This is a genomic window from Peribacillus sp. FSL K6-5616 (genome assembly GCF_038008245.1).
GTDB lineage: Bacteria > Bacillota > Bacilli > Bacillales > DSM-1321 > Peribacillus > Peribacillus frigoritolerans.
The window spans coordinates 4,965,068-4,986,461 of record NZ_JBBOYT010000001.1; the positions used below are offsets into that span (position 1 = coordinate 4,965,068).

At 43.1% G+C, this 21,394-nt stretch carries 21 protein-coding genes; 8 read left to right on the top strand and 13 right to left on the bottom strand.

Translation table 11 applies throughout. The features are described from left to right. The first annotated feature begins 160 nt into the window (after nt 1-160). From MHB45_RS24130 to MHB45_RS24145, 4 genes are all read left to right on the top strand, one after another. Complete coding sequence (locus MHB45_RS24130) at nt 161-940, top strand: transporter substrate-binding domain-containing protein (protein WP_072272187.1); 780 nt, start codon at nt 161-163, stop codon at nt 938-940. Nucleotides 941-966: 26 nt separating this feature from the next. Continuing rightward, nucleotides 967-1,632 carry an amino acid ABC transporter permease gene (locus MHB45_RS24135; RefSeq protein ID WP_048685680.1) on the top strand — a complete coding sequence of 222 codons (666 nt, stop codon included), beginning with the start codon at nt 967-969 and terminating at the stop codon, nt 1,630-1,632. Nucleotides 1,633-1,643: 11 nt separating this feature from the next. Next, a complete protein-coding gene (locus MHB45_RS24140) occupies nt 1,644-2,384 on the top strand; it encodes an amino acid ABC transporter ATP-binding protein (protein ID WP_048685679.1) in 741 nt (246 codons plus the stop codon). 299 nt (nt 2,385-2,683) lie between these two features. Next, a complete protein-coding gene (locus tag MHB45_RS24145; protein WP_048685677.1) occupies nt 2,684-4,336 on the top strand; it encodes a glutamine--tRNA ligase/YqeY domain fusion protein in 1,653 nt (550 codons plus the stop codon). Nucleotides 4,337-4,398: 62 nt separating this feature from the next. On the opposite strand, the gene MHB45_RS24150 is transcribed toward MHB45_RS24145, so the two are convergent. The 9 genes from MHB45_RS24150 to MHB45_RS24190 form a co-directional block, all read right to left on the bottom strand. Continuing rightward, complete coding sequence (locus MHB45_RS24150; protein ID WP_072272186.1) at nt 4,399-5,253, bottom strand: STAS domain-containing protein; 855 nt, start codon at nt 5,251-5,253, stop codon at nt 4,399-4,401. Nucleotides 5,254-5,275: 22 nt separating this feature from the next. After that, nucleotides 5,276-6,235: a peptide-methionine (R)-S-oxide reductase MsrB gene (gene msrB, locus MHB45_RS24155; RefSeq protein WP_048685675.1), complete on the bottom strand. Its 960-nt coding sequence runs from the start codon at nt 6,233-6,235 to the stop codon at nt 5,276-5,278. Between the two features lie 150 nt (nt 6,236-6,385). Continuing rightward, on the bottom strand, nt 6,386-7,570 hold the full coding sequence (locus MHB45_RS24160; protein WP_048685673.1) for a NupC/NupG family nucleoside CNT transporter: 1,185 nt from the start codon (nt 7,568-7,570) through the stop codon (nt 6,386-6,388). Between the two features lie 265 nt (nt 7,571-7,835). After that, nucleotides 7,836-8,288: a hypothetical protein gene (locus MHB45_RS24165; protein WP_048685671.1), complete on the bottom strand. Its 453-nt coding sequence runs from the start codon at nt 8,286-8,288 to the stop codon at nt 7,836-7,838. Nucleotides 8,289-8,403: 115 nt separating this feature from the next. Continuing rightward, the gene (locus tag MHB45_RS24170; protein ID WP_048685669.1) at nt 8,404-9,642 is read right to left on the bottom strand and encodes a sensor histidine kinase; all 1,239 of its coding nucleotides are present in this window, start codon (nt 9,640-9,642) and stop codon (nt 8,404-8,406) included. Nucleotides 9,643-9,652: 10 nt separating this feature from the next. Further along, nucleotides 9,653-10,324 carry a response regulator transcription factor gene (locus tag MHB45_RS24175; RefSeq protein ID WP_048685667.1) on the bottom strand — a complete coding sequence of 224 codons (672 nt, stop codon included), beginning with the start codon at nt 10,322-10,324 and terminating at the stop codon, nt 9,653-9,655. A 108-nt stretch (nt 10,325-10,432) separates the two neighbouring features. Beyond that, nucleotides 10,433-11,602: an ABC transporter permease gene (locus MHB45_RS24180; RefSeq protein ID WP_284706186.1), complete on the bottom strand. Its 1,170-nt coding sequence runs from the start codon at nt 11,600-11,602 to the stop codon at nt 10,433-10,435. After that, entirely contained in the window at nt 11,550-12,290 is a 741-nt protein-coding gene (locus MHB45_RS24185; RefSeq protein WP_048685665.1) for an ABC transporter ATP-binding protein, read from the bottom strand. Before MHB45_RS24185 ends, MHB45_RS24180 begins: the two co-directional genes overlap by 53 nt. Before the next feature lies 1 nt (nt 12,291). Then, nucleotides 12,292-13,260, bottom strand: coding sequence for an efflux RND transporter periplasmic adaptor subunit (locus tag MHB45_RS24190; protein WP_048685662.1), 969 nt, complete (start codon nt 13,258-13,260; stop codon nt 12,292-12,294). A gap of 243 nt (nt 13,261-13,503) precedes the next feature. Between MHB45_RS24190 and MHB45_RS24195 the strand changes: the two genes are divergently transcribed. After that, entirely contained in the window at nt 13,504-13,824 is a 321-nt protein-coding gene (locus MHB45_RS24195) for a DUF485 domain-containing protein (RefSeq protein ID WP_373689814.1), read from the top strand. A 14-nt stretch (nt 13,825-13,838) separates the two neighbouring features. Beyond that, complete coding sequence (locus tag MHB45_RS24200; RefSeq protein ID WP_260088788.1) at nt 13,839-15,377, top strand: solute symporter family protein; 1,539 nt, start codon at nt 13,839-13,841, stop codon at nt 15,375-15,377. Between the two features lie 105 nt (nt 15,378-15,482). Here MHB45_RS24200 and MHB45_RS24205 read toward each other — a convergent pair whose 3' ends face one another. The 3 genes from MHB45_RS24205 to MHB45_RS24215 form a co-directional block, all read right to left on the bottom strand. Continuing rightward, entirely contained in the window at nt 15,483-15,932 is a 450-nt protein-coding gene (locus MHB45_RS24205; protein WP_176702809.1) for a threonine/serine exporter family protein, read from the bottom strand. A gap of 16 nt (nt 15,933-15,948) precedes the next feature. Continuing rightward, on the bottom strand, nt 15,949-16,704 hold the full coding sequence (locus MHB45_RS24210) for a threonine/serine exporter family protein (protein ID WP_048685686.1): 756 nt from the start codon (nt 16,702-16,704) through the stop codon (nt 15,949-15,951). Between the two features lie 285 nt (nt 16,705-16,989). Beyond that, nucleotides 16,990-17,796 (bottom strand): alpha/beta fold hydrolase, encoded by an 807-nt coding sequence (locus MHB45_RS24215; protein WP_048685656.1) that lies wholly within the window; start codon nt 17,794-17,796, stop codon nt 16,990-16,992. A 166-nt stretch (nt 17,797-17,962) separates the two neighbouring features. Between MHB45_RS24215 and MHB45_RS24220 the strand changes: the two genes are divergently transcribed. Continuing rightward, nucleotides 17,963-19,231, top strand: a complete 1,269-nt coding sequence (locus MHB45_RS24220; protein WP_048685655.1) for a dicarboxylate/amino acid:cation symporter — start codon at nt 17,963-17,965, stop codon at nt 19,229-19,231. Between the two features lie 135 nt (nt 19,232-19,366). Further along, the gene (locus MHB45_RS24225; RefSeq protein WP_161922054.1) at nt 19,367-20,038 is read left to right on the top strand and encodes a lysoplasmalogenase; all 672 of its coding nucleotides are present in this window, start codon (nt 19,367-19,369) and stop codon (nt 20,036-20,038) included. 84 nt (nt 20,039-20,122) lie between these two features. Here MHB45_RS24225 and MHB45_RS24230 read toward each other — a convergent pair whose 3' ends face one another. Then, a complete protein-coding gene (locus tag MHB45_RS24230; protein WP_340908121.1) occupies nt 20,123-21,322 on the bottom strand; it encodes a class I SAM-dependent rRNA methyltransferase in 1,200 nt (399 codons plus the stop codon). Between the last annotated feature and the right edge of the window lie 72 nt (nt 21,323-21,394).

Genomic DNA, 21,394 nt, shown 5'->3' on the forward strand with positions numbered 1-21,394 from the left:
GAACCCATAGTGAAGGGGGATTATTGGATGAAATGTCGGTATGTTCTGGATAACCTTTTTGGTTTCAGTTTTATTTTCCATAGTTAATAAGGTTATTCACTGCCTCATAAGGGTATAGACCATTCTATTAGTTTTTTTAAAAGGGGGAAATGAAATTATCATGAAATCATCCGTTACATTCATTGTATCCATTCTGGTTGTTCTTGGTCTTCTGTCCGGCTGTGCCGAAAAGGACCAGCTGGAGGACGGGAGTAAGCTGATCAATGATGACCAGTTTGTTTTCGCTGCTTCAGGTGAATTCAAGCCATTCAGTTATGTCAATGATGACATGACCGTGACCGGATTCGATATTGAAGTTGGCGATGCAATTGCAAAGGAACTCGACCTAGAACCTGTGCCTAAACGGATAAAGTTCAAAGGTATCGTGGAAGGTGTTAAAACCGGTCGGGCAGATGCTGCGGTTGCCAGTCATACAATCAATGAACAAAGAAGTAAACATGTTGCCTTCTCGACCCCTTATTACTATTCAGGTCCTCAAATTTTCGTCCGCCCGGATAGTGATATTAAAACGGTTGAAGATTTAAAGGGTAAGGAAGTTGCGGCTTCTAAAGGCTCCACGTACGCAACGACGGCAGAAAAATATACAACCAATGTAAAAACCTATGACAGTGATATCACCGCCCTGAAGGCATTGAGCGGAGGGCGTCATGATGCCGTCATCACCGACTTCGTAACCGGTAAGGAAGCGACCAAGGAAGGTTTCGACATCGAAGGAAGGCAATTGATCGAACGGAGCGAGCAGGCCATCGTACTGCCTGACGACAACCCTCAGCTGCTTGCACGCATCAACGAAGCTCTTGAAAACCTCCGTGAAGATGGAACGCTTGCTGAAATCAGCAAAAAGTATTTTGGTGAAGACATCACAACTAAGCCTGAATAAAGATTGATAGAAAGGGAGTCATTACATTGCCAAGTTTTTCACATTTTTTTGATACATTATTTAGCTCCTCGGACGTATTCATCCGGGCCATGCTCCTCACATTGGAACTGACGGTAGTCTCCATATTGGTGGGTATCGTCATCGGTTTGCTATTTGCACTTTTAAAAATATCCAATATAAAAATTCTTGCATGGATTTCAGATACATATGTATTCCTGGTACGGGGAACGCCTTTAATCGTACAGATATTCATACTCTATTTCGGTATCAGCAATCTCTTCTTGCTGCCGGACTTCTGGGCGGCGTCACTTGCCCTGGCTTTCCATAATGGAGCTTATATCTCAGAGATTTTACGTGGTACGATTCAATCCATCGACAAAGGCCAAATGGAGGCCGGACGCTCCCTTGGCATGAGCAATTCGCTCACCTTAAGGAGAATCATCTTGCCTCAAGCCTTCCGCCGCGCATTGCCGCCGCTTGGCAACCAATTCATCATCGGACTGAAGGATTCATCACTGGCGGCCTTCATATCCATGAATGAGCTGTTTAATGTAGCCACTACGTTGGGCTCGAATAATTTCGATGAAATGACTTATTTATTGATTGTAGCCGTCTACTACTTGATTCTAGTGGCTTTCCTGACCATTATCGTCAATTTATTCGAAAAGAAACTGTCCATTAGTGATCGATAGGGGGAATTGAAATGGAACAAAAAGAAATGATTCGCATTAGGAATTTAAATAAATCGTATGGAAACCTGCATGTACTTAAAGATATCGATATGAAGGTACTCGATAGCGATGTTGTCTGTCTGATCGGACCAAGCGGTTCCGGAAAAAGCACCCTGCTCCGCTGTTTGAATTATTTAGAGAAGAAAGACAGCGGCCAAATCCTCATTGAAGGAACGGAAATCAATCCTGGTACCCATGATATTAATAAAATCCGCGAGAAAGTCGGAATGGTATTTCAGCATTTCTACCTCTTTCCTCATATGACCGTACTGGAAAATGTGATCGAAGCACCGACACACGTCAAAAAAGTCCCTAAGGCCCAAGCGATTGAAGAAGCAAAGGCATTGCTTGCCAAAGTCGGTTTATCGGATAAAGCGGATGTCTATCCAAGCAAGCTCTCAGGCGGGCAGAAACAGCGTGTTGCCATCGCCCGCGCCCTTGCCATGAAACCTGATATCCTGCTCTTTGATGAGCCCACCTCGGCTCTGGATCCCGAACTTGTCGGTGAAGTTCTTGCCACGATGAAGGAGCTTGCCTTGGAAGGGATGACAATGGTAGTCGTTACACATGAAATGAGCTTTGCACGTGAGGTCGGGGATTGGATTGTCTTCATGCATAATGGGAGGGTTGTCGAAAGCGGACCGCCAAAAGAATTCTTCACCCATCCAAAAGAAGAACGTACAAAAGAATTTTTGCAAACGACAGTCTTTTAATTTTAATTCTAAGTCCTGTCTGCTAGCGCGATTATAAGCAATACAGGCGTGAATCCCTGTATTGCTTTTTTTAGATGAAAAAGGTTTAATTTGTTTCTTTAATGTCCAGTTAGGTCGTTACCTAAATTACATGATTAAAGTTTCAGGGATATTTCCGCTCGGATTGTACAAACTAAATACTTGATGAATTGTTTCAGATAAACCGTGATTCCGGCTCGAACATGGAAAAATATCTGTATTTATGGTATATATACAGGTAAAATTAAAAGAAGTATATAAATGAAAGAGGTCGAATTCAGTTGGAAAATAACTCTTCGAATTTTATTAAAAATATTATAAAAGATGACCTAGAGTCCGGAAAACATGATCATGTCATCACCCGCTTCCCTCCTGAGCCGAACGGATATTTACATATCGGGCATGCCAAATCCATCATTTTGAATTTTGGGGTGGCTGATGATTTCAATGGGAAAACCAACCTTCGTTTCGATGATACGAATCCATTGAAAGAGGATATTGAGTTTGTAAACTCCATTAAGGAAGATGTAAAATGGCTCGGCTACGACTGGGATAACCTTTTCTTCGCTTCCGACTATTTTGATGAAATGTATAAAAGAGCTGTGCTGCTCATCAACAAAGGACTGGCATATGTGGACGACCTTAATGCCGACCAAATCCGTGAATATCGCGGAACGCTGACAGAACCAGGGAAAGACAGCCCCTACCGCAATAGAACCGTTGAGGAAAACCTTGAACTATTTGAAAAGATGCGCAGCGGCGAATTTGAAAACGGCGCAAAAGTATTGCGTGCAAAAATCGATATGAGCTCACCCAACATTAATTTGCGTGATCCCGTCATATACCGTATCTCCCATACTGAACACCATAATACCGGCAACAAATGGTGCATCTACCCAATGTATGCCTTTGCCCACCCGATTGAAGATGCCATCGAGGGAGTCACGCACTCCATTTGTACGCTTGAGTTCGAAGATCAACGCCCTCTTTATGACTGGATCGTTGAGAATTGTGAAATGGAAAGCAAACCAAAGCAATATGAATTTGGCCGTCTTAACCTGACCAATACAGTAATGAGCAAGCGAAAACTGAAGCAGCTTGTCGATGAGGGCTTCGTGGACGGCTGGGACGACCCTCGGATGCCTACCGTTTCAGGCTTGCGGAGACGCGGGTATACACCCGAAGCGATTCGTGCATTCTGCCAAGAGATAGGTGTCGCCAAAACAAGCGGTATCGTAGACTCTCAAATGCTTGATCATTTCGTGCGGGAAGACTTAAAGCTGAAGGCTCCACGGACTATGGCCATCCTGAACCCCCTTAAAGTGGTCATCACCAACTATCCTGAAGGCGAGATAGAGTGGCTGGATGCTGAGGTCAATCCGGAAGTACCGGAAATGGGTACACGCCAAATCCCGTTTTCACGTGAAATATATATCGAACAGGACGATTTCATGGAAAACCCGCCGAAAAAGTATTTCCGACTTTTCCCGGGCAATGAAGTCCGTTTGAAACATGCTTATTTCATTAAATGTGAAGAAGTGATAAAGGACGACGCCGGTAATGTCATTGAACTTCGCTGCACATACGATATTGAAACGAAAAGCGGATCGGGCTTCACTGGCCGTAAAGTAAAAGGTACATTGCACTGGGTCGAAGCTTCACAAGCGGTTTCAGCAGAATTCCGCAACTTTCAGCCGTTAATCTTGGATAAGGAAAATGATGAAGAGGAAGAAAAATCATTCCTGGACCGGGTAAACCCTGATTCTATCGAAATTCTACAAGGATTTGTCGAGCCTAACATGAAAGATGCTAAACCTCAGGATAAATTCCAATTCTTCAGGCATGGCTATTATAATGTTGATTCAAAACTTACTGCGGCCGATCACTTGGTCTTCAACCAAATCGTCGGGTTGAAAAGTTCATTCAAGTTATAGAATCACGAAAAAGAACCAGATTCCTAGCGGATCTGGTTTTTTTCATTTACTGCACCCTTATATCATTTTTTCTCGTATAGCTTGATCCCTTGCTTGGAAAGGGCTTGTTTAAGAGTACTATGTGTCGAAACCTGACTAAAATCAAGACCTAACTGAATCGATGTCTGGGCCACTTCAGGTCGAATCCCGGAAATGGTCGATTGAATGCCTAACAGGTTCAGGGTACTTATCAATTGATAGATTTGTTGGGCAACCATCGTATCCAAAAGGGAGACTCCCGATAAATCGATGAATAAGTGGGTGATATTTTTACTAATGCATTTGCTTGGAGTCCCATTCAAAATTTCCTTTGCCCGATAGGTATCGATTTCACCGATTAACGGCAATACCGCAATGGCATCAACAATGGGAATGACAGGTGCGCCCAGTTCATTAATCAGCTCCTGTTGAGCTGACAAACGTTGTTTTGTCAAAAGGTAATACTGCTCGGTGAACTCACGGTTCAATTGATCGAAGGCATGATTAATAAGCCGGCTCCACCGGATGATTATTTCTTTCGTTATCTTCGTATCCATGAGCATATAATCAGTGATGAATGCCCAATATGTTTCACGCACCTTATTAAGCGCTTCCAACACTTCGTAAATGGGGGTGTCCGATTCAACCCTGCTCTTCGCGACAAGTGTGGCCCACTCCTCCATCGTTTCAATAAAAGCAGTTTTATCTTCAAGTAGAGCACTTGTCACTGTCTTGATAGTCAAAGTATTCTGTTCCCTAAGCAGCTTTTCGATTTCCTCATTAGAATCTATTGAATAGATGGACCCAGACTGCTTTTCCCTTAAAGCCAGCCAATTTTCCGTAATCTTCGGCGAGTTATCAAGAATATATCGATATAAATTTTCATCTATTTTATCCATTTGTGTTCCCCTATCTCCCTAGTTATTTCATTTTGAATAGTATTAATAAATCTCCATATCCCGCTTTCTCCATTTCATTTCTGGGGATGAATCGAAGGGCCGCAGAGTTTATGCAATATCTCGTGCCTTTAGGACTTGGGCCATCGGGAAAAACATGTCCAAGGTGTGAATCGGCATCCCTGCTGCGCACCTCGGTCCGGGTCATTCGGTGGCTGAGGTCCATTTTTTCATTGACGCTTGCCGACATGATGGGCTTCGTGAAGCTTGGCCACCCACAACCGCTATTATATTTATCCCGCGAACTGAATAGGGGCTCCCCGGAAACGACATCCACATAAATGCCTTCTTCAAAGTGATCCCAATAGGCATTATCGAAAGGCGGCTCCGTGCCATTTTCCTGGGTGACATGAAACTGGCTCTCCGTTAAGGTCTTTCTAAGGTGTGCATGATCCTTAGGCCAATTTTCTTTAATGAAAGCATCCCGGCCTGAGCCTTTACGGTACAATGCATAGCGAAATTGATTTTTCCGATAGAATTCTTGATGATACTCCTCAGCGGCGTAAAATTGCCCCGAGGGTAGAATACCCGTAACAATAGGTTTCTTAAACCGCCCGCTCATCATTAAATCTTCCTTCGATTGTTCTGCTTCCCGTTTCTGACGTTCATTAAGATAGAAAATGGCTGCCTTGTATTGCTTTCCCCTATCCGAGAACTGTCCATCGTCATCCGTAGGATCGATTTGCTGCCAGAATATCTCTAATAACGTTTTATAGGAAATGATTGATGGGTCGAATACCACTTGAACCGCTTCGACATGATCAGTCGCACCGGTAATCACTTGTTTATAACTTGGAGCGGCAAATTCACCGCCTGTATAACCTGATGTCACTGAAATGATACCATCCATTTCATCAAAGGGAGCAACCATGCACCAAAAGCAGCCTCCTGCAAAGATAGCTGTTTCTTTTCCATCCATCGTCATCCTAAAACTCCCCTTTCACGCCTGTCATTTTATGTATTATATACCAGCAAGCCAAGCACCTTCAAATTCAAAAATTCTACCTTTGCGTAACAAACATAAAAGAGGCACTTAGGAGTAAACCCAAGTGCCCTTTTATGTTAAATCCGTTATTTAAAGTATCACACTTACAATGATCGCTGATAGGATGCTGACAAGAGTCGCACCATATAGCAGCTTCAAACCAAAACGGGCTACAACATTCCCCTGTTTTTCATGAAGTCCTTTGACTGCACCGGCAATGATACCAATTGATGAGAAATTGGCGAAGGAAACCAAGAAAACCGAAACGATCCCTATCGTCCTTTCGCTCAAGGCAGCTGATGCTTCCCCTAAGCTCAGCATGGCAACGAATTCATTGGTTACCAGTTTCGTCGCCATGATTCCGCCAGCAGTCACGGTTTCTGAAATCGGTATACCCATGATAAACGCAAACGGTGCAAAGATATACCCCATGATGTCTTGGAAGCTGATACCGAAAATCATGTCGAATATACTGTTGATCCCGGCGATTAAAGCAACGAAACCAATTAACATCGCCGCTACAGTGATGGCAACCTTGAACCCATCCATTATATATTCCCCAAGCATTTCGAAGAAAGACTGCTTCTCTGCCCCTTCTTCAACAGGGAGAATATCCTCTGCATCCGTTACTGTATAAGGGTTGATAATGGATGCGATGATAAATCCACCAAACATGTTAATAACAATGGCCGTCACAACGTACTTTGGTTCAATCATTGTCATATAAGCACCGACAATCGACATCGATACAGTTGACATGGCTGATGCACAAAGCGTATACATCCGAGATGGCGGAATGGCACCGAGTTGTTTTTTCAAGGTTATGAAAACCTCGGATTGGCCTACTATTGCTGATGCAACCGCATTGTAAGATTCCAATTTACCCATCCCATTCACCTTACTTAGAACGAATCCAATCCACTTCATGATGAACGGAAGGATCTTGAAGTGCTGTAAAATCCCGATTAATGCGGAGATGAATACGATAGGAAGAAGGACATTTAAAAAGAAGGGCGATGCTCCTTCGTTTACAATCCCGCCAAATACAAAGGTGATCCCTTCATTTGCCCATTCCAAAAGTTTTCCGAAACCATCGGCAATTGAATTGATGATCACTAAGCCAAACTTCGTGTTTAATAATAAATAAGTTAAAACAAGCTGAATGACCACCATGAGGATGATCGGTTTAATTTTAACTTTCTTCCGGTCACTGCTGACTAAGATAGCTAGTCCAAAAACGATAAGCAGTCCTAAAATTGCAATCAGAAATTTCATATATTCTGCCTCCACTAAGGGTGAATTTAAGGTTCGTGCATTAATAGTAGGATACCCTCAAATAATTTATGCAAACGTTTTCTCTTTCATCCAAAATACATGTACGTACCTCTCCAGAAGTCTATATTAAACTAATATTTTTTTTAGTGCAATTATTATTTCCCTTTTTAAAATAACAATTAGTGACAATAATGGGTTCCGTGAATAAAAAAAGAAGGCTCCCCTTCGAAAGGAACCTTCTCTTGCCTCAAATAATATCCACTATTCAGGCAGCTGTTTTTCTTGTAATCACCGTTGTCGCTAATCCTGCCCCTCCAATTACAAAGATGATGATGGATGCGGCCAAGCCACCTGCCCCTTGATAAAAGTCGATGAATTTCCCAGCAAAAGAGTCTCTGCCTTGGAAACCGCCGCCGCTTGGCATTTCTCCTGGAGTCCCGGAACCATTAGGCCCCCCTTGTGGAGTGCCCTGCGCATCATTAGTTGCCGTTTCCGTCGATGAATCATCTGTCGCCGTACTGCTATTAGCCGATTTTTCCGTATCATCCGAATCTGTTGTATTGCTGCGGTCGGCAGGCTGACCCATCACCGCCTGTCGATTCATTGGCTCATTGCCGCTGCCATCCACATACATCATGATCCCGATGACTGCTTGGACCATTAAGAGGACCGAAACCAATATTCCAACCAAAAAGTGTAACCTACCAAGTCTTTTCATCAATGATTCTCCTCCGAAAATAAATGTATTTATAAGATGATTATCTAAAAAGACCCTTAATTTTTCCTTAAGCAGCAAGGAAGAAAGTAAGGGTCTTTTTCATATTGGCTGGCAGCTAGTTTTTCCTTTGATTTCTCGGAAAAGTGATTTCAAAACGGGTCCGTTCATTCTGCTCACTTGTAACCTTGATGTTCCCTTGATGTGTGTTTACAATCCATTTGGCTATGGATAGTCCTAAGCCAGAGCCTTCATTTGCCGAACGGGATTGCTCCACTTGGTAAAAACGGTTAAAAATCAAGGGGAGTTCTTCCTGTGGAATGCCTATTCCATTATCTTCTACAGTAAGTATGATGGATGAAGCATTCTTGATGCAGGATAGGGAAATTTCCCCGCCTTCCTCGGTGAATTTCATGGCATTATCCACCAAGATCACCAATAGCTGATGAATTCTCTCTTTATCCCCATGAAACACTACCTGTCCGGGAGCATGGCTAATGATTGATTTCTCTTGAAAAGATGCTATATCCGTATACTGTTCCACGATATCCATAAGTAGGTCATCAAGGAAAAAGTTCGATTTCTTAACCTCCATTTGATTCGAATCGGTTCTGGTCAAGGTTAAAAGTCCGTTAACAAGCTTATTCAATCGGCGGACTTCTTTCGAAATGATGGATATATCAACGGCTTTTTCCTCGATTGTCGCGTTAGGTGATTGAAACAGCAAATCAGCCCGCGATTGAATAACAGCAAGCGGCGTTCGAATTTCATGCGAAGCATCCGAGACAAACTGCTGCTGCTGATCCCAGGATTTCTTGACCGGGATCAAGGCCCGTCCTGCCAGAAGATAGCCAGCGCCCACCGCCACGAGACTTCCAATTCCTCCACCAACAAACAATATGAGCAGCAAGCGATCGAGCATTTCCTTTTCTGTATCCACATTCCTGATGAATTGTACGGCCATCTGTCCATACCCCGTATCGACCTGGGTGGAAAGGGCCCGATACGTGTATCCATTCACTGATATTTCTTCAATGTCATCAAAAGTTTTAGGGAAAAATTTTTGTTCATTGACCTTAAAAAAATTATCTACACTCAGTCTTGGCTCAATGATCGTATCATCCGGTCCCCAAACGATGACGCTTGGCCCCGGTCCTAAGAGAAACTCACCTTGCGGACGTCCGCCTGGCATGCCGCCATTATTGAAATCCCGGTAATCCTTTATAAGTGAATCATTGACATCCTTATAGATCTGGTCTTCCGTATAGAAATAAATCGTTCTGCTTAATATGGCTATTAAGACAATAAAGACGATAGAATTCAATATTGTTAGTTGAAGCCTTGTTTTTTGGAACATAATGATCCCCTTATGGTTGTTTTAGCATATAACCAATACCCCGAACGGTTTGAATATCTTTATGATAATTGAAAGGTTCCAATTTTTTTCTAAGGTGATGGATGAACACTTCCACAATGGCAATCGTCGTATCTGAATCAAACCCCCAAATGCGGTCGAAAATCTGCTCACGGGTCAATATTTTCCCATTATTTTGAATCAGGTATTCCAGTAATTCAAACTGTTTCAAGGTCATTTTAATGACCTTTCCATCAACCAAAATATCCTTTTCTTTTTCCAACAGTTCAATATTACGGTATTTCACATGCTGTTCTAGCGAAATAATGCCACTCCTTCGAAGCAGGGCACGAATCCTGGCCTTAAGTTCCGGTGCCTGAAACGGCTTGACCAAATAATCATCGCCACCCATTTCCAACCCTTTGACACGATCCTCAAGTGCATCTTTTGCCGTCAAAAACAAGACACTTGTATCTATTTTTGCTTCCCTGATTTTCCGTACGATTTCAAATCCATCGATTCCCGGAAGCATTACATCCAAAATGATGATATCGTAAATACTTTGTTGAGCCATGAATAGCCCATCTTCCCCATTATCCGCTGTATCGACTTCATATTCATCCGTCAAAATCTGTCGGATCGACTCTAATAATGAAACATTATCTTCTACCACCAAAACCTTCATTCAGGGTACCTCCCAACCGCCTCAATTGTGATATATGTTGATTTTATCCTTTTTCATATGCAAAAGAAAGCGGGCTTTTAATGCCTGCTTTCTTTCAAAATGGTATGTTCATTCGTGACGCAGTGCCTGGATTGGATTTAATTTGGATGCCTTATTGGCAGGAAATACACCAAACATTATCCCGATTAAAATGGAGAATAAAAAGGCAAACAATGTCACCGTCCATGAATAACTAATCGTTAAACTTGAAAAAGCTGAAATCAATTTTGCGATTCCCAAGCCAATTCCAACTCCCAACAGTCCCCCAAAGCAGCTCAGGACCATCGCTTCAATTAAAAACTGAAGAAGAATCGATTTCCGATTTGCCCCAATTGCTTTTCTAATCCCGATTTCCTTTGTCCTCTCCGAGACGGAAACCAACATGATATTCATGATCCCGATTCCGCCTACCAGTAACGAAATACTGGCAATACCGCCAAGCATGAGTGTGAACGTGTCCGATACAGAGCTCATTGTATCCATCAGATCTTCTTGATTGGAAACCGAGTAGTTATCACTCTGTTCTGGGAATGATGTGGTCATCGCACCTTGTACCTGGTACATTGCCCTATCCATGATATTCTCGTTCTCCGCTTTTAAATAGACGGTTCCGATTGTCGTGCTGCCTGTAGCCCTTTCGACAGTGGTGATAGGTGCAATGATGACATCATCCCCGCTCGATCCCATTGAGGTGCCTACCGATTTCAGGACACCGATCACGCGATAGGAAACACCGCCGATAAGCACGTTCTGGTCCACGGCTTTTTGATTTTCAAAAAGCGTGGTGGCTGTATCCGACCCCAGGACAACGACCTTGGAGCGTAATTCCGTTTCCATATCCGTCAAAAACCGGCCTTGACTGAGCTCTAGATCCCTAACTGATAAGTAGGATGAAGTTGCACCGGTCATTGAAACCTGCACCGTAGCTTCTCCGTTCTTGGCATAAACGCGTCCAGTGACCACAGGCGCCACTTCCGATATCCCGCTCAGCTCTTTAAACTGTTCAATTGTATCATCCGTCAGCTCCACGGAGTCGGTATCCGTGACACTTACCGTTATCAGGTTCGTTCCCAGGCTATTGATCTCATCCTGAACGGACTGTGAGGAACCCTTCCCAATCGAAACCAGGACGATTACGGAGGCAACTCCAATTATGATCCCAAGCATGGTTAAAAATGCTCTGACTTTATTGGTTTTGATACTGCGTATAGCCATCTTCATTGATTCGCTCAGGTTCAATCCAATCACCTCCGTTTTCAAATAGCTGACCATCCTGTATCCGGACGACACGAGTCGCTTCCTTAGCCACTTCCAAGTCATGGGTTATAAGAATGATTGTTTGTCCCTTTCCGTTCAATTCTTTCAGCATCTGCAGCACTTCTTTACTCGTTTTACTATCAAGCGCCCCCGTCGGCTCATCCGCCAATAAAACGGGAGGATTACCGGCAAGTGCCCTTGCAATCGCAACTCTTTGCTGCTGTCCACCCGACAGTTGGGTAGGCAGATGATTCTTCCGGTCACCAAGGCCCACCATATCAAGGCACGCATTGGCCACTTCTCTTCTTTCCCTCACGCCTGCCCCTCTATAAACCAGGGGAAGTTCGACATTCTCCAATGCTGTCAGTTTTGCCAACAGGTTGAAATTTTGAAAGATGAATCCTATTTTAATATTACGGATGGCAGCTAACTCATTATCCTTCATCTTCTCCACTTCTTTACCATCAAGAAGATATTCACCTATGTCAGGCTTGTCAAGGCAGCCAATCATATTCATGAACGTCGATTTCCCTGACCCAGAAGGACCGATGATCGAAATGAAATCGCCTTTATCGATTGTAAGACAGACATCCTGAAGTGCCTTGACCGTTTCACCGCCTAATTCATAAGACTTGGACATGTTCTTAATTTTTATGATGGGTTTCGCCATTTTACTGACCTCCCTTTCCACTCGGCATTCCGCCACCGTTTGGCATCCCGCCGCTTGGCATTCCGCTGCCGCTCTGCATTCTTACCTCGCCTCCTTGGCCTCCCCTCATTCCTTCGACGCCGCTGCCAGTGGAGCTTTCATTGATGGTGATAGGCAAGGAAACAAACTGTCCCTCTTCAAGCCCTGAAGTTATTTCAATATACCTATCGTTGCTGATTCCAGTCTCAACCACTTTCTTTGTACTGGCAGCTCCTTCAGTTGTATCGGATTGTTGTATATTCACATATTTCTCTTCCCCGTCGATTTGGACTGCTTCAATCGGAACATATAAAGCATCCTTTACACTAGTCGTCAAAATGCTCACCTCAGTCGACATCCCAATTTTTATATCGCCGGGTTTGTCAATTTTGATAGTGACATCGAATGAAGAAACTCCATTCTCATATGTACCTTCCTTTGCTACACTGGTCACTTCCCCCGTAAACGTTTCATCTTCAAAAGCACTGGCTTTAATTTCAACCGTTTGTCCTTTTTTAACACTTGGAACATCCAATTCATCAACACTGATCGTGGTTTTCAATTTTTTATAATCCGTAACATGTGCCAACACTTCACTGCTTGATACACGATCACCTTCTTCAACATCCATTGTTGTAACGGTACCATCGAATGGGGCCGTTATCGGGTCACTTCCATCCGTGAAGGTAATAAGTTCATCACCTTTCTCAACCAATTCATTCTTCTCTACCAGAACTTCGTCCACTTCACCCGTTATGGAAGATGTAATGTCCTCACTATTGATTGCGGCGACCGATCCGGAACCGCTTATTTGAACTTCAAGATCTCCCTTTTCTACTGTAGCCGTCACCGATTTCGCAATGGCAGGCTCAGCATTGTCCTTCATGAAAAACCAAACGCTCCCCCCAATCGCCAGCACTAAAACGGTACCTATCGTTATCAACTTTTTCATCACTTTTCTCCTTTCAGGTTTCCTTCGTTGAAACCAGTATCGTGAAAGAAGCTTAACTTTTCCTTAATGGTTTTGCTTGTGCGTAAAAAGAAAAAACTATGTCGAACGAAAAAAACTTTAATTCCAGCATTTGAATTTACAATATATTCTGAAAAATATATACTGATACTGTTATCGGAAAATGGTAACGAAAACAAAATCAATAATGATGAAGGGGGAACCAACTTGGCATCAAACGATTCAATCGCTAAGGAAACCGAGGTAAGCGCTTCCACGGACTACACCAAGATCGTCCAATCACAATCTTTTCAAGAACTCTTAAGGAAAAAACGCAACTTCATCGTCCCGCTATCTATCTTTTTCATGGTCTTTTATTTCACCCTACCCATACTAACTTCCTATTCTAAAGTTCTTAACTCCTATGCTTTCGGGGCAATCAGCTGGGCCTGGATTTTTGCCTTCGCCCAATTTATCATGACCTGGACATTATGCATCCTCTATTCCAGAAAAGCGGCGACATTTGACAAATTAGTAGAAAAAATCGTTAAAGAAGCGAAAGGATAAAAGGTGAATTCACAATGAATATTCTTGCTTTTATATTATTTCTTATCATTGTCGGACTAACATTGGTCATTACCTATTTTGCTTCACGGCGCACCAAAACGACCGCGGACTTTTATACGGCTGACAGCAGCCTCACTGGCTGGCAGAATGGCTGGGCCATTGCGGGAGATTATATGTCCGCCGCCTCATTTTTGGGAATAGCCGGCATGGTCGCACTCTCTGGATTTGACGGTTTTTTCTATAGCATAGGTTTTCTGGTTGCGTATCTGGTCGTTCTTTATATTGTGGCCGAACCGCTTCGTAACCTTGGCAAGTATACATTGGCGGATATGATCGCTGCCCGTTTCAATGAAAAGAAAGTACGCGGGGTTGCTGCCCTTAACACCATTTCGATTTCAACCTTTTATATGATCGCCCAATTAGTCGGTGCAGGTGCCCTTATAAAGCTCTTACTTGGAATTGATTATCTTTACTCCGTCATCATTGTAGGTGTTTTAATGACCGTATACGTCGTTTTCGGCGGTATGACGGCCACCAGTTGGGTCCAAATCGTTAAAGCCGTTTTATTGATGGCAGGAACATTCATCATCTCCATCATCGTGTTGGCGAAATTTGACTTTAGCGTGATCGAGATGTTCAGGCAGATGAAAACAGCCACTCCTTTGGGCGGGGATTTCCTTAACCCCGGTAACAAATTTAAGGATCCTTTGGATACTTTATCCCTTAATTTAGCGCTTGTACTCGGTACGGCTGGACTACCTCACATTCTTATCCGTTTCTTTACGGTGAAAGACGCCATCACAGCCCGAAAGTCAGTAGTATATGCCACTTGGATCATTGGCATCTTTTATATAATGACCATTTTCCTCGGCTTTGGAGCGGCAGCCTTTGTCGGTTACGACAAAATAATAGCCGCGAATGCGGCCGGAAATATGGCTGCTCCGCTGCTTGCCGAAGCCATTGGGGGCGACTTCCTGTTCGCCTTTGTCTCTGCAGTTGCTTTCGCTACCATTTTAGCGGTTGTCGCAGGTCTCGTTCTATCGGCAGCATCTGCTTTTGCCCATGACTTCTATGGCCACATCATCCGGAAAGGTCAAGCCACCGACAAAGAACAAGTCGTTGCTGCCCGTTGGGCATCCATCGGAGTATCCATCCTTTCCATCATCCTGGCCTTATTTGCCCAAAACATGAATGTCGCCTTCCTTGTTTCACTTGCCTTTGCCGTCGCTGCCAGTGCCAATCTGCCCATCATTGTCTTCACGGTATTCTGGAAGCGTTTTAACACGGCTGGGGCTGTAACGGGCATGTTAGTTGGACTGGTCAGTTCTTTATTGCTTGTATTCCTAAGTCCCAATGTCTGGTCACCAGTGGAGGGAGCGGCAATATTCGTTGGGGAACCATTATTCCCACTTGCCAACCCAGGCATCATCTCCATCCCGATTGGTTTTATCGCAGCCATCGCCGGAACACTTCTGTCAAGCAAAAAAGCTGAGGCCAAAAAATTCGACGAAATTTTGGTTACTGCCAACACTGGGATGAAAGATCCTATATAAACTAGATTCATTATTATTTTAAAATATTAAAAAGAGAAAGGAGAGCAGGCTTCGGCCTGCTCTCCTTTCTCTTTTTTCAGAACATATTCATCAGGAAGATTCCCGCTAACTTCTCAATCTTACCTTCCTTCTATTGTACTTAGTTACTAACTGGTTCATGACTTCGGCAAAGATCAGCCCCATCGCAATGGCACCAGCCAGCATGAAAACCTTGGCTGCCAGCTGAACGGCGACATAAAAATCATTTCCGACAAAATGCTTCATCGCATCATACGACAAACCTCCAGGCACGAGGGGGATGATTCCCGATACATTGAAAATCGTGATCGGCCTTTTATACCTTTTAGCAAAATACTGGCTGATGACCGCAACGATAAATGCAGACGCTAATGTTGCAATGATGCTGTTTATCTCATTTTCAACCAGAGCAAAGTATAAGATCCACCCCAACATCCCTACGAAACCACATTGAAACAATGAATTTTTTGGTACATTGAAGATGACTCCAAAGGCGGCTGAGGCAATGAAACTTGTAATAAGCTGTGCAACCATCATTCTTCCTCCCCTAAAATCATAAGAAAACAAACGCGGCCGATATTCCTGCCCCAATGGCTAAAGCAGTCAAACCTGCATCCGCACCCTTGGATAGACCCGAAACCAAATGCCCTGCAATTAAATCCCTGGCTGCATTCGTAATTAACAGCCCTGGCACAAGCGGCATCACCGCTCCAATGATTATCGTATCCAAATGACTTCCAACACCAATCTGGACAAAGAGCAAAGCTACTAATCCTACGACTAAAGAGGCGATGAACTCAGCAAAAAAACGGACTTCCAGTAACCAGTGCAAATAAAGCAGGCATGAGAACCCCATTGCTCCAGCTATACAGGACCAGATGAAATCACTCCACTGTCCTTGGAACATGATTAAAAAGCAGCCGCTCGCTATAAATGCAGCAAAGACCTGCACCCACATTGGATACCCCATCCCGGCCTTTTCGATTTGTTTTAACCGTAAATATGCTTCCTCCGGTGTCATTTCCTTGCTGGAAATGCTTCGGGATATACTATTAACCAGCGTCACCTTATGTAAATCTGTAGATCGTTGGGAAACCCGGATCAATTTTGACGCTGGGTGCATGCCATCCAGCGAAAAAATAATTCCAGTAGGGGTCGAAAAACTGTGTGATTCACCGCACCCAAACGCTGCAGCGATCCTAACCATCGTATCTTCCACCCTTGATGTTTCCGCTCCGTTCTGAAGCATGATTTTTCCCGCAAGTAAACATACATCTATAATTTCATTGTATGGTAAACGATCATCCATTTTATCCTCACCATCACTTCCTGCATGAGTTTCTCTCAATAACAGATAAACGATCACACCAACTTAAATCCACCTCATAATAGCCCAATTCCTGTGAAAAGGATATAAAAATATTACCCATTTAATTTAACAATTCCATTAACCCTGCACCAATGACGTCCTTAGTACCAGTATTCCCCTTATTTCTTGCCGAAACCGTTTAGTTAACAGAAAAATTTGATTTATAACCATGAATAAAAGGAATGCGGGCACGAACCCTGCATCCCTTTTCCCTATCCTGTACGACTATACACCCTTTTGAATGAAGCCATTCACGGTTTCATTAAACAACTCGCTTTCTTCCATGAACGGACAATGGCAACTATCTTCAAAGATTACTAGTTTGGAATTCGGAATGTTTTCATGCAAATGTTCTCCAGCTGCTACAGGAATGACTTTTTCATGTCTTCCAAAACAGAGAAGTGTGGGTACATTGATTGCCGGCAAGAAGGAACGATAGTCCACAATCGATTGGTCAAATAGAATGCTGCCAGCAATGGATTCCGGCATTTTGGTCACTTCCCCAAGCATCCAGCCTGCATCCTCTGCAGATAATTCATTGTTGAACATGGAAGTAAGGAATTTTTGCAAAAATGGGGTACGATTCGTTTGAATTTCTGTCATGAAGGCAATCAACGTTTCCATATCAAATGCACCGATATGAAAATCGGGCCACTTAAAATCAGAGGCCAATTCATCCACGATCACAGTTGAATGAATATTTCCCTCACCGAATTGCTTAAGATAATCCCAAACGACAAATGCCCCCATCGACCAGCCTACAAGTATGACATCCTTTAATCCCAGTTCACCTATGAACGCATGAAGATCTTTTGCATAAACGGATACCGTATTTCCATAATGTACATGATTTGACTGGCCATGACTTCTTAAATCAAGCAATATCGTTCTATATTTTTCTGAAAAGTACGGCAGCTGCCTTTTAAAGAACCGGCTGCTCATCCACACACCATGGATAAAGATAATCGGTCTCCCCTGGCCCTTTTCCTCATAAAACAACCGAACGCCTTCTTCCACCTCAACAAATGCCATTCTATCCCTCCTTCTCGATATTTTCACCATCCATTCCCCATTATTATTTATTGCATTTATTCCTTTAACATTCCTTCCTATAAAAAAATATTGTCAAACCCGATTTTAGAGTTGATAATGAAGTATATTTTTATTGATATCTTCATCCTGAAAGGACTGAATTTAAATGAAGAGCTTTATCAAAAACTATCGATCCTCTTTAATACTGCTCACTGCCATCATTATCGGTGGGATAGCGGGCGTGGTTTTCGGGGAGAAAACCTCGATCATACAGCCGCTAGGGGACTTATTCTTAAATCTGATGTTCACGATCATCGTGCCATTGGTATTTTTCAGCATTGCTTCAGCGATTGCCAATATGAGCGGAATGAAGCGTCTCGGAAAAATTATGGGAAGTATCGTTCTCGTTTTCCTGACAACGGCTGCTTTAGCTGCCGTCATTGGATTTATTGGGACAACCATCGTCAATCCGTTGGAGGGTACAGATACGACAGCCATTAAAGAACTGATGGAAAACAGTTCCCCTGAAGAGACCATCGAAGAAGTTTCCTTCTTCAGTCAACTGGTCAGCACTGTAACCGTTTCCGACTTTCCAGAACTGTTTTCCAGAAGCAATATGCTTCAGCTTATCGTTTTCTCCGTATTAATTGGACTTTCCACTGCACTGGTCGGTGAGAAAGCAAGACCGATTACTGAGTTTTTGACAGCAGGTACAGCTGTCATGATGAAGGTCGTCAAAATCGTCATGTACTATGCGCCAATTGGACTTGGTGCTTATTTTGCGGCGATTATCGGGCAGCTTGGGCCGCAGATTTTAGAAGGATATGCTCGCACTTTCATTCTTTATCTAGTCTTGGCCTTGATTTATTATTTCGGCTTCTTCACTTTGTATGCCTTTATTGCCGGCGGGAAAGATGGAGTTAAACTATTTTGGAAAAATGCCCTGACACCATCCATTACAGCCATCGCAACTTGTTCAAGTGCAGCATCCATTCCAGTCAACCTGGAATCAGTCAAGAAAATGGGCGTGCCTAAGGATATAGCGGAGACTGTCATCCCACTCGGAGCCAACACTCATAAAGATGGTTCGGTATTCGGCGGTGTATTGAAAATCGTTTTCCTATTCAGCTTATTTGGAAAGGATATGACAAGCATTTCAAGCATTTTAAGTATACTAGCTGTTGCCTTTTTGGTAGGAGCTGTTATGGGTGCCATTCCTGGGGGCGGCATGATTGGGGAAATGTTGATTCTTAGCGTATTCGGCTTCCCTGTGGAAGTCCTGCCTATCATTGCCGTTATCTCCACGATCATCGATGCTCCCGCTACATTGCTTAACTCAACAGGAAACACGGTTTGTGCCATGCTTGTCACAAGGCTTGTTGAGGGAAAAAACTGGTTAAAACAAGCTTTCGTTAAAGAAAAATCAGCCGTATGATTCTTATGACTGACTGGCTCCTGGTTAAAACAGGGGTCAGTTTTTTCATTTTCACGACTTTCTTTCAAACAGTTCTTTCATTGACAAGGGGTTCCATCCCCTTGCATAGAATTAAAGATTGAAGGAGGGAATGGAATGTTAATGAAATGCTTACCTGGGGCAATCCTTATCACGGGACTATACTATATTTTTCTTATACCGGAGGAGCCTTTGATCATCAAAATACTGTTCAAGGTACTCCCCATGTTATTGATTTTGCTCTACGCCCGCACTAATGTGGGAAGACGGGGTCGTTACCAATCCTTAATCCTTTTTGGTTTATTCTTTTGCATGCTTGGAGATGGTTTGTTGATTTGGTTCGTCATCGGGCTTTCCGCCTTCTTGATCGGCCACCTTTTCTATATTTCGGCATTCTTTGGACAATGGAACTTTTCATGGCTCCGATTTGCGACGATTGTTCCGATTAGCATTTACTCCACTTGGATTAGCCGTGAAATTGTACATTCATTAATCGAAAAAGGTGAACATAACCTAATCATCCCTGTGATCTGCTATGTAACGGTCATCTCCCTTATGGGCTGGGCAGCATTTATGACCGGAAATGCCGCCGCAATCATCGGCGGGGTCCTCTTCATGATTTCAGACTCCATTTTATCTTGGAACAAATTTATCGATGATGTTGCCTTTTCAGGTCCACTGATCATGCTTACCTACTATACAGCCCAGTTTTGCATCGCTAACAGCATTCTCAGGAAACCTACCTTTCATGTATCGAAAGGTTTGAAAAGTGAACGGCCTATCCAGTGAATCTAATGTCCAATCGTTCCACATGAAACATTTTCATTATAAAAAAGGCATTCACAGTTCTGCTTGAACTGTGGACGCCTTTTCTTATCCTTTAATTTTCTTAATGAAGACTACTTTTAAATAATTCCCTTCCTTATACTCAGGAATTGTTTTAAAATCAGCCGGCAATGAGAATTGTTCCATGATCTCGTACTTTCCATTCATTTCCTTGAAAGCAACATCAATGAAGTTCTTGAATTTTTTCATGTCGAACGTACTGCAATTAGTTGAGGCGATAATGACCCCATTGTCTTCCGTAATGGAAATGGTATCCTTCAGTAGATTCGTATAGTCTTTTCCGGCACTGAAAGTAAACTTCTTCGATTTGGCAAAGCTAGGCGGATCAAGGATGACCATTTCAAATTTCAAGGCTTTCTTCACCGCATATTTAAAATACTTGAAAACATCCATCACCACGATATTGTGAGCTTCAGGATCTATGCCATTCACACTGAACTGCTCGATCGTCTTTGGTAAACTTCTATTCGCCAGGTCGACACTCGTTGTTTTAACAGCACCGCCTAAAGCGGCAAACACGGAGAATGCCCCCGTATAGGAGAACATATTCAACACCGTTTTCCCTTTTGCGTATTCATCGCGGATTTTCCTTCTGACATCGCGTTGATCAAGGAAGACACCGACCATTGCCCCATCATTCAGATAAACAGCAAAATGGACTCCATTTTCCTTTACAAGAAGCGGAAATTCCGGCTGTTCGCCCATGACAAAATCGTCTTCTTCCACGTACTGCCCCTTTGTATCAAAGCGTTTCTTCTGATAAATCGATTTGACCTCGACCGTTTCCTGCAATGCCTTAAGGATGTAGTCCTTAAAGGAATATATTCCTTTGCTATACCAGCTAATGACATAGTGACCATCATAATGATCAATGATTAAACCGCCAATTCCATCACCTTCCCCATTAAACAAGCGGAAAGCTGTAGTCTCCCCATCTTCAAAAAAAGACTTTCGGAATTCATATGCAGCCTGGATTTTTCCGTTAAAGAAGGATTGATCGATCTTTTCATTCTCTCTCCGGGTCAATATCCAGCCATAGCCCTTATTCTGTATGCCATAATATCCTTTTGCCAGAAAGCGGTTGTTCTCATCCACCAAGCGCACCAAGGATCCCTCTTCCTGAAGGTCATTAAGATTGGCTATCGACTCTTTAACAATCAAGGGAAAACCCTTGCTGATTTTACTCACGAACTTAGCTTTCACTTTTATATCGATTTCTTTTCCCATCTATATCATCCTATCTTTGCAAATGCTTTCCTCCCCATTTTACCCTAATCCCCTTATAAATAAAAACCAGCC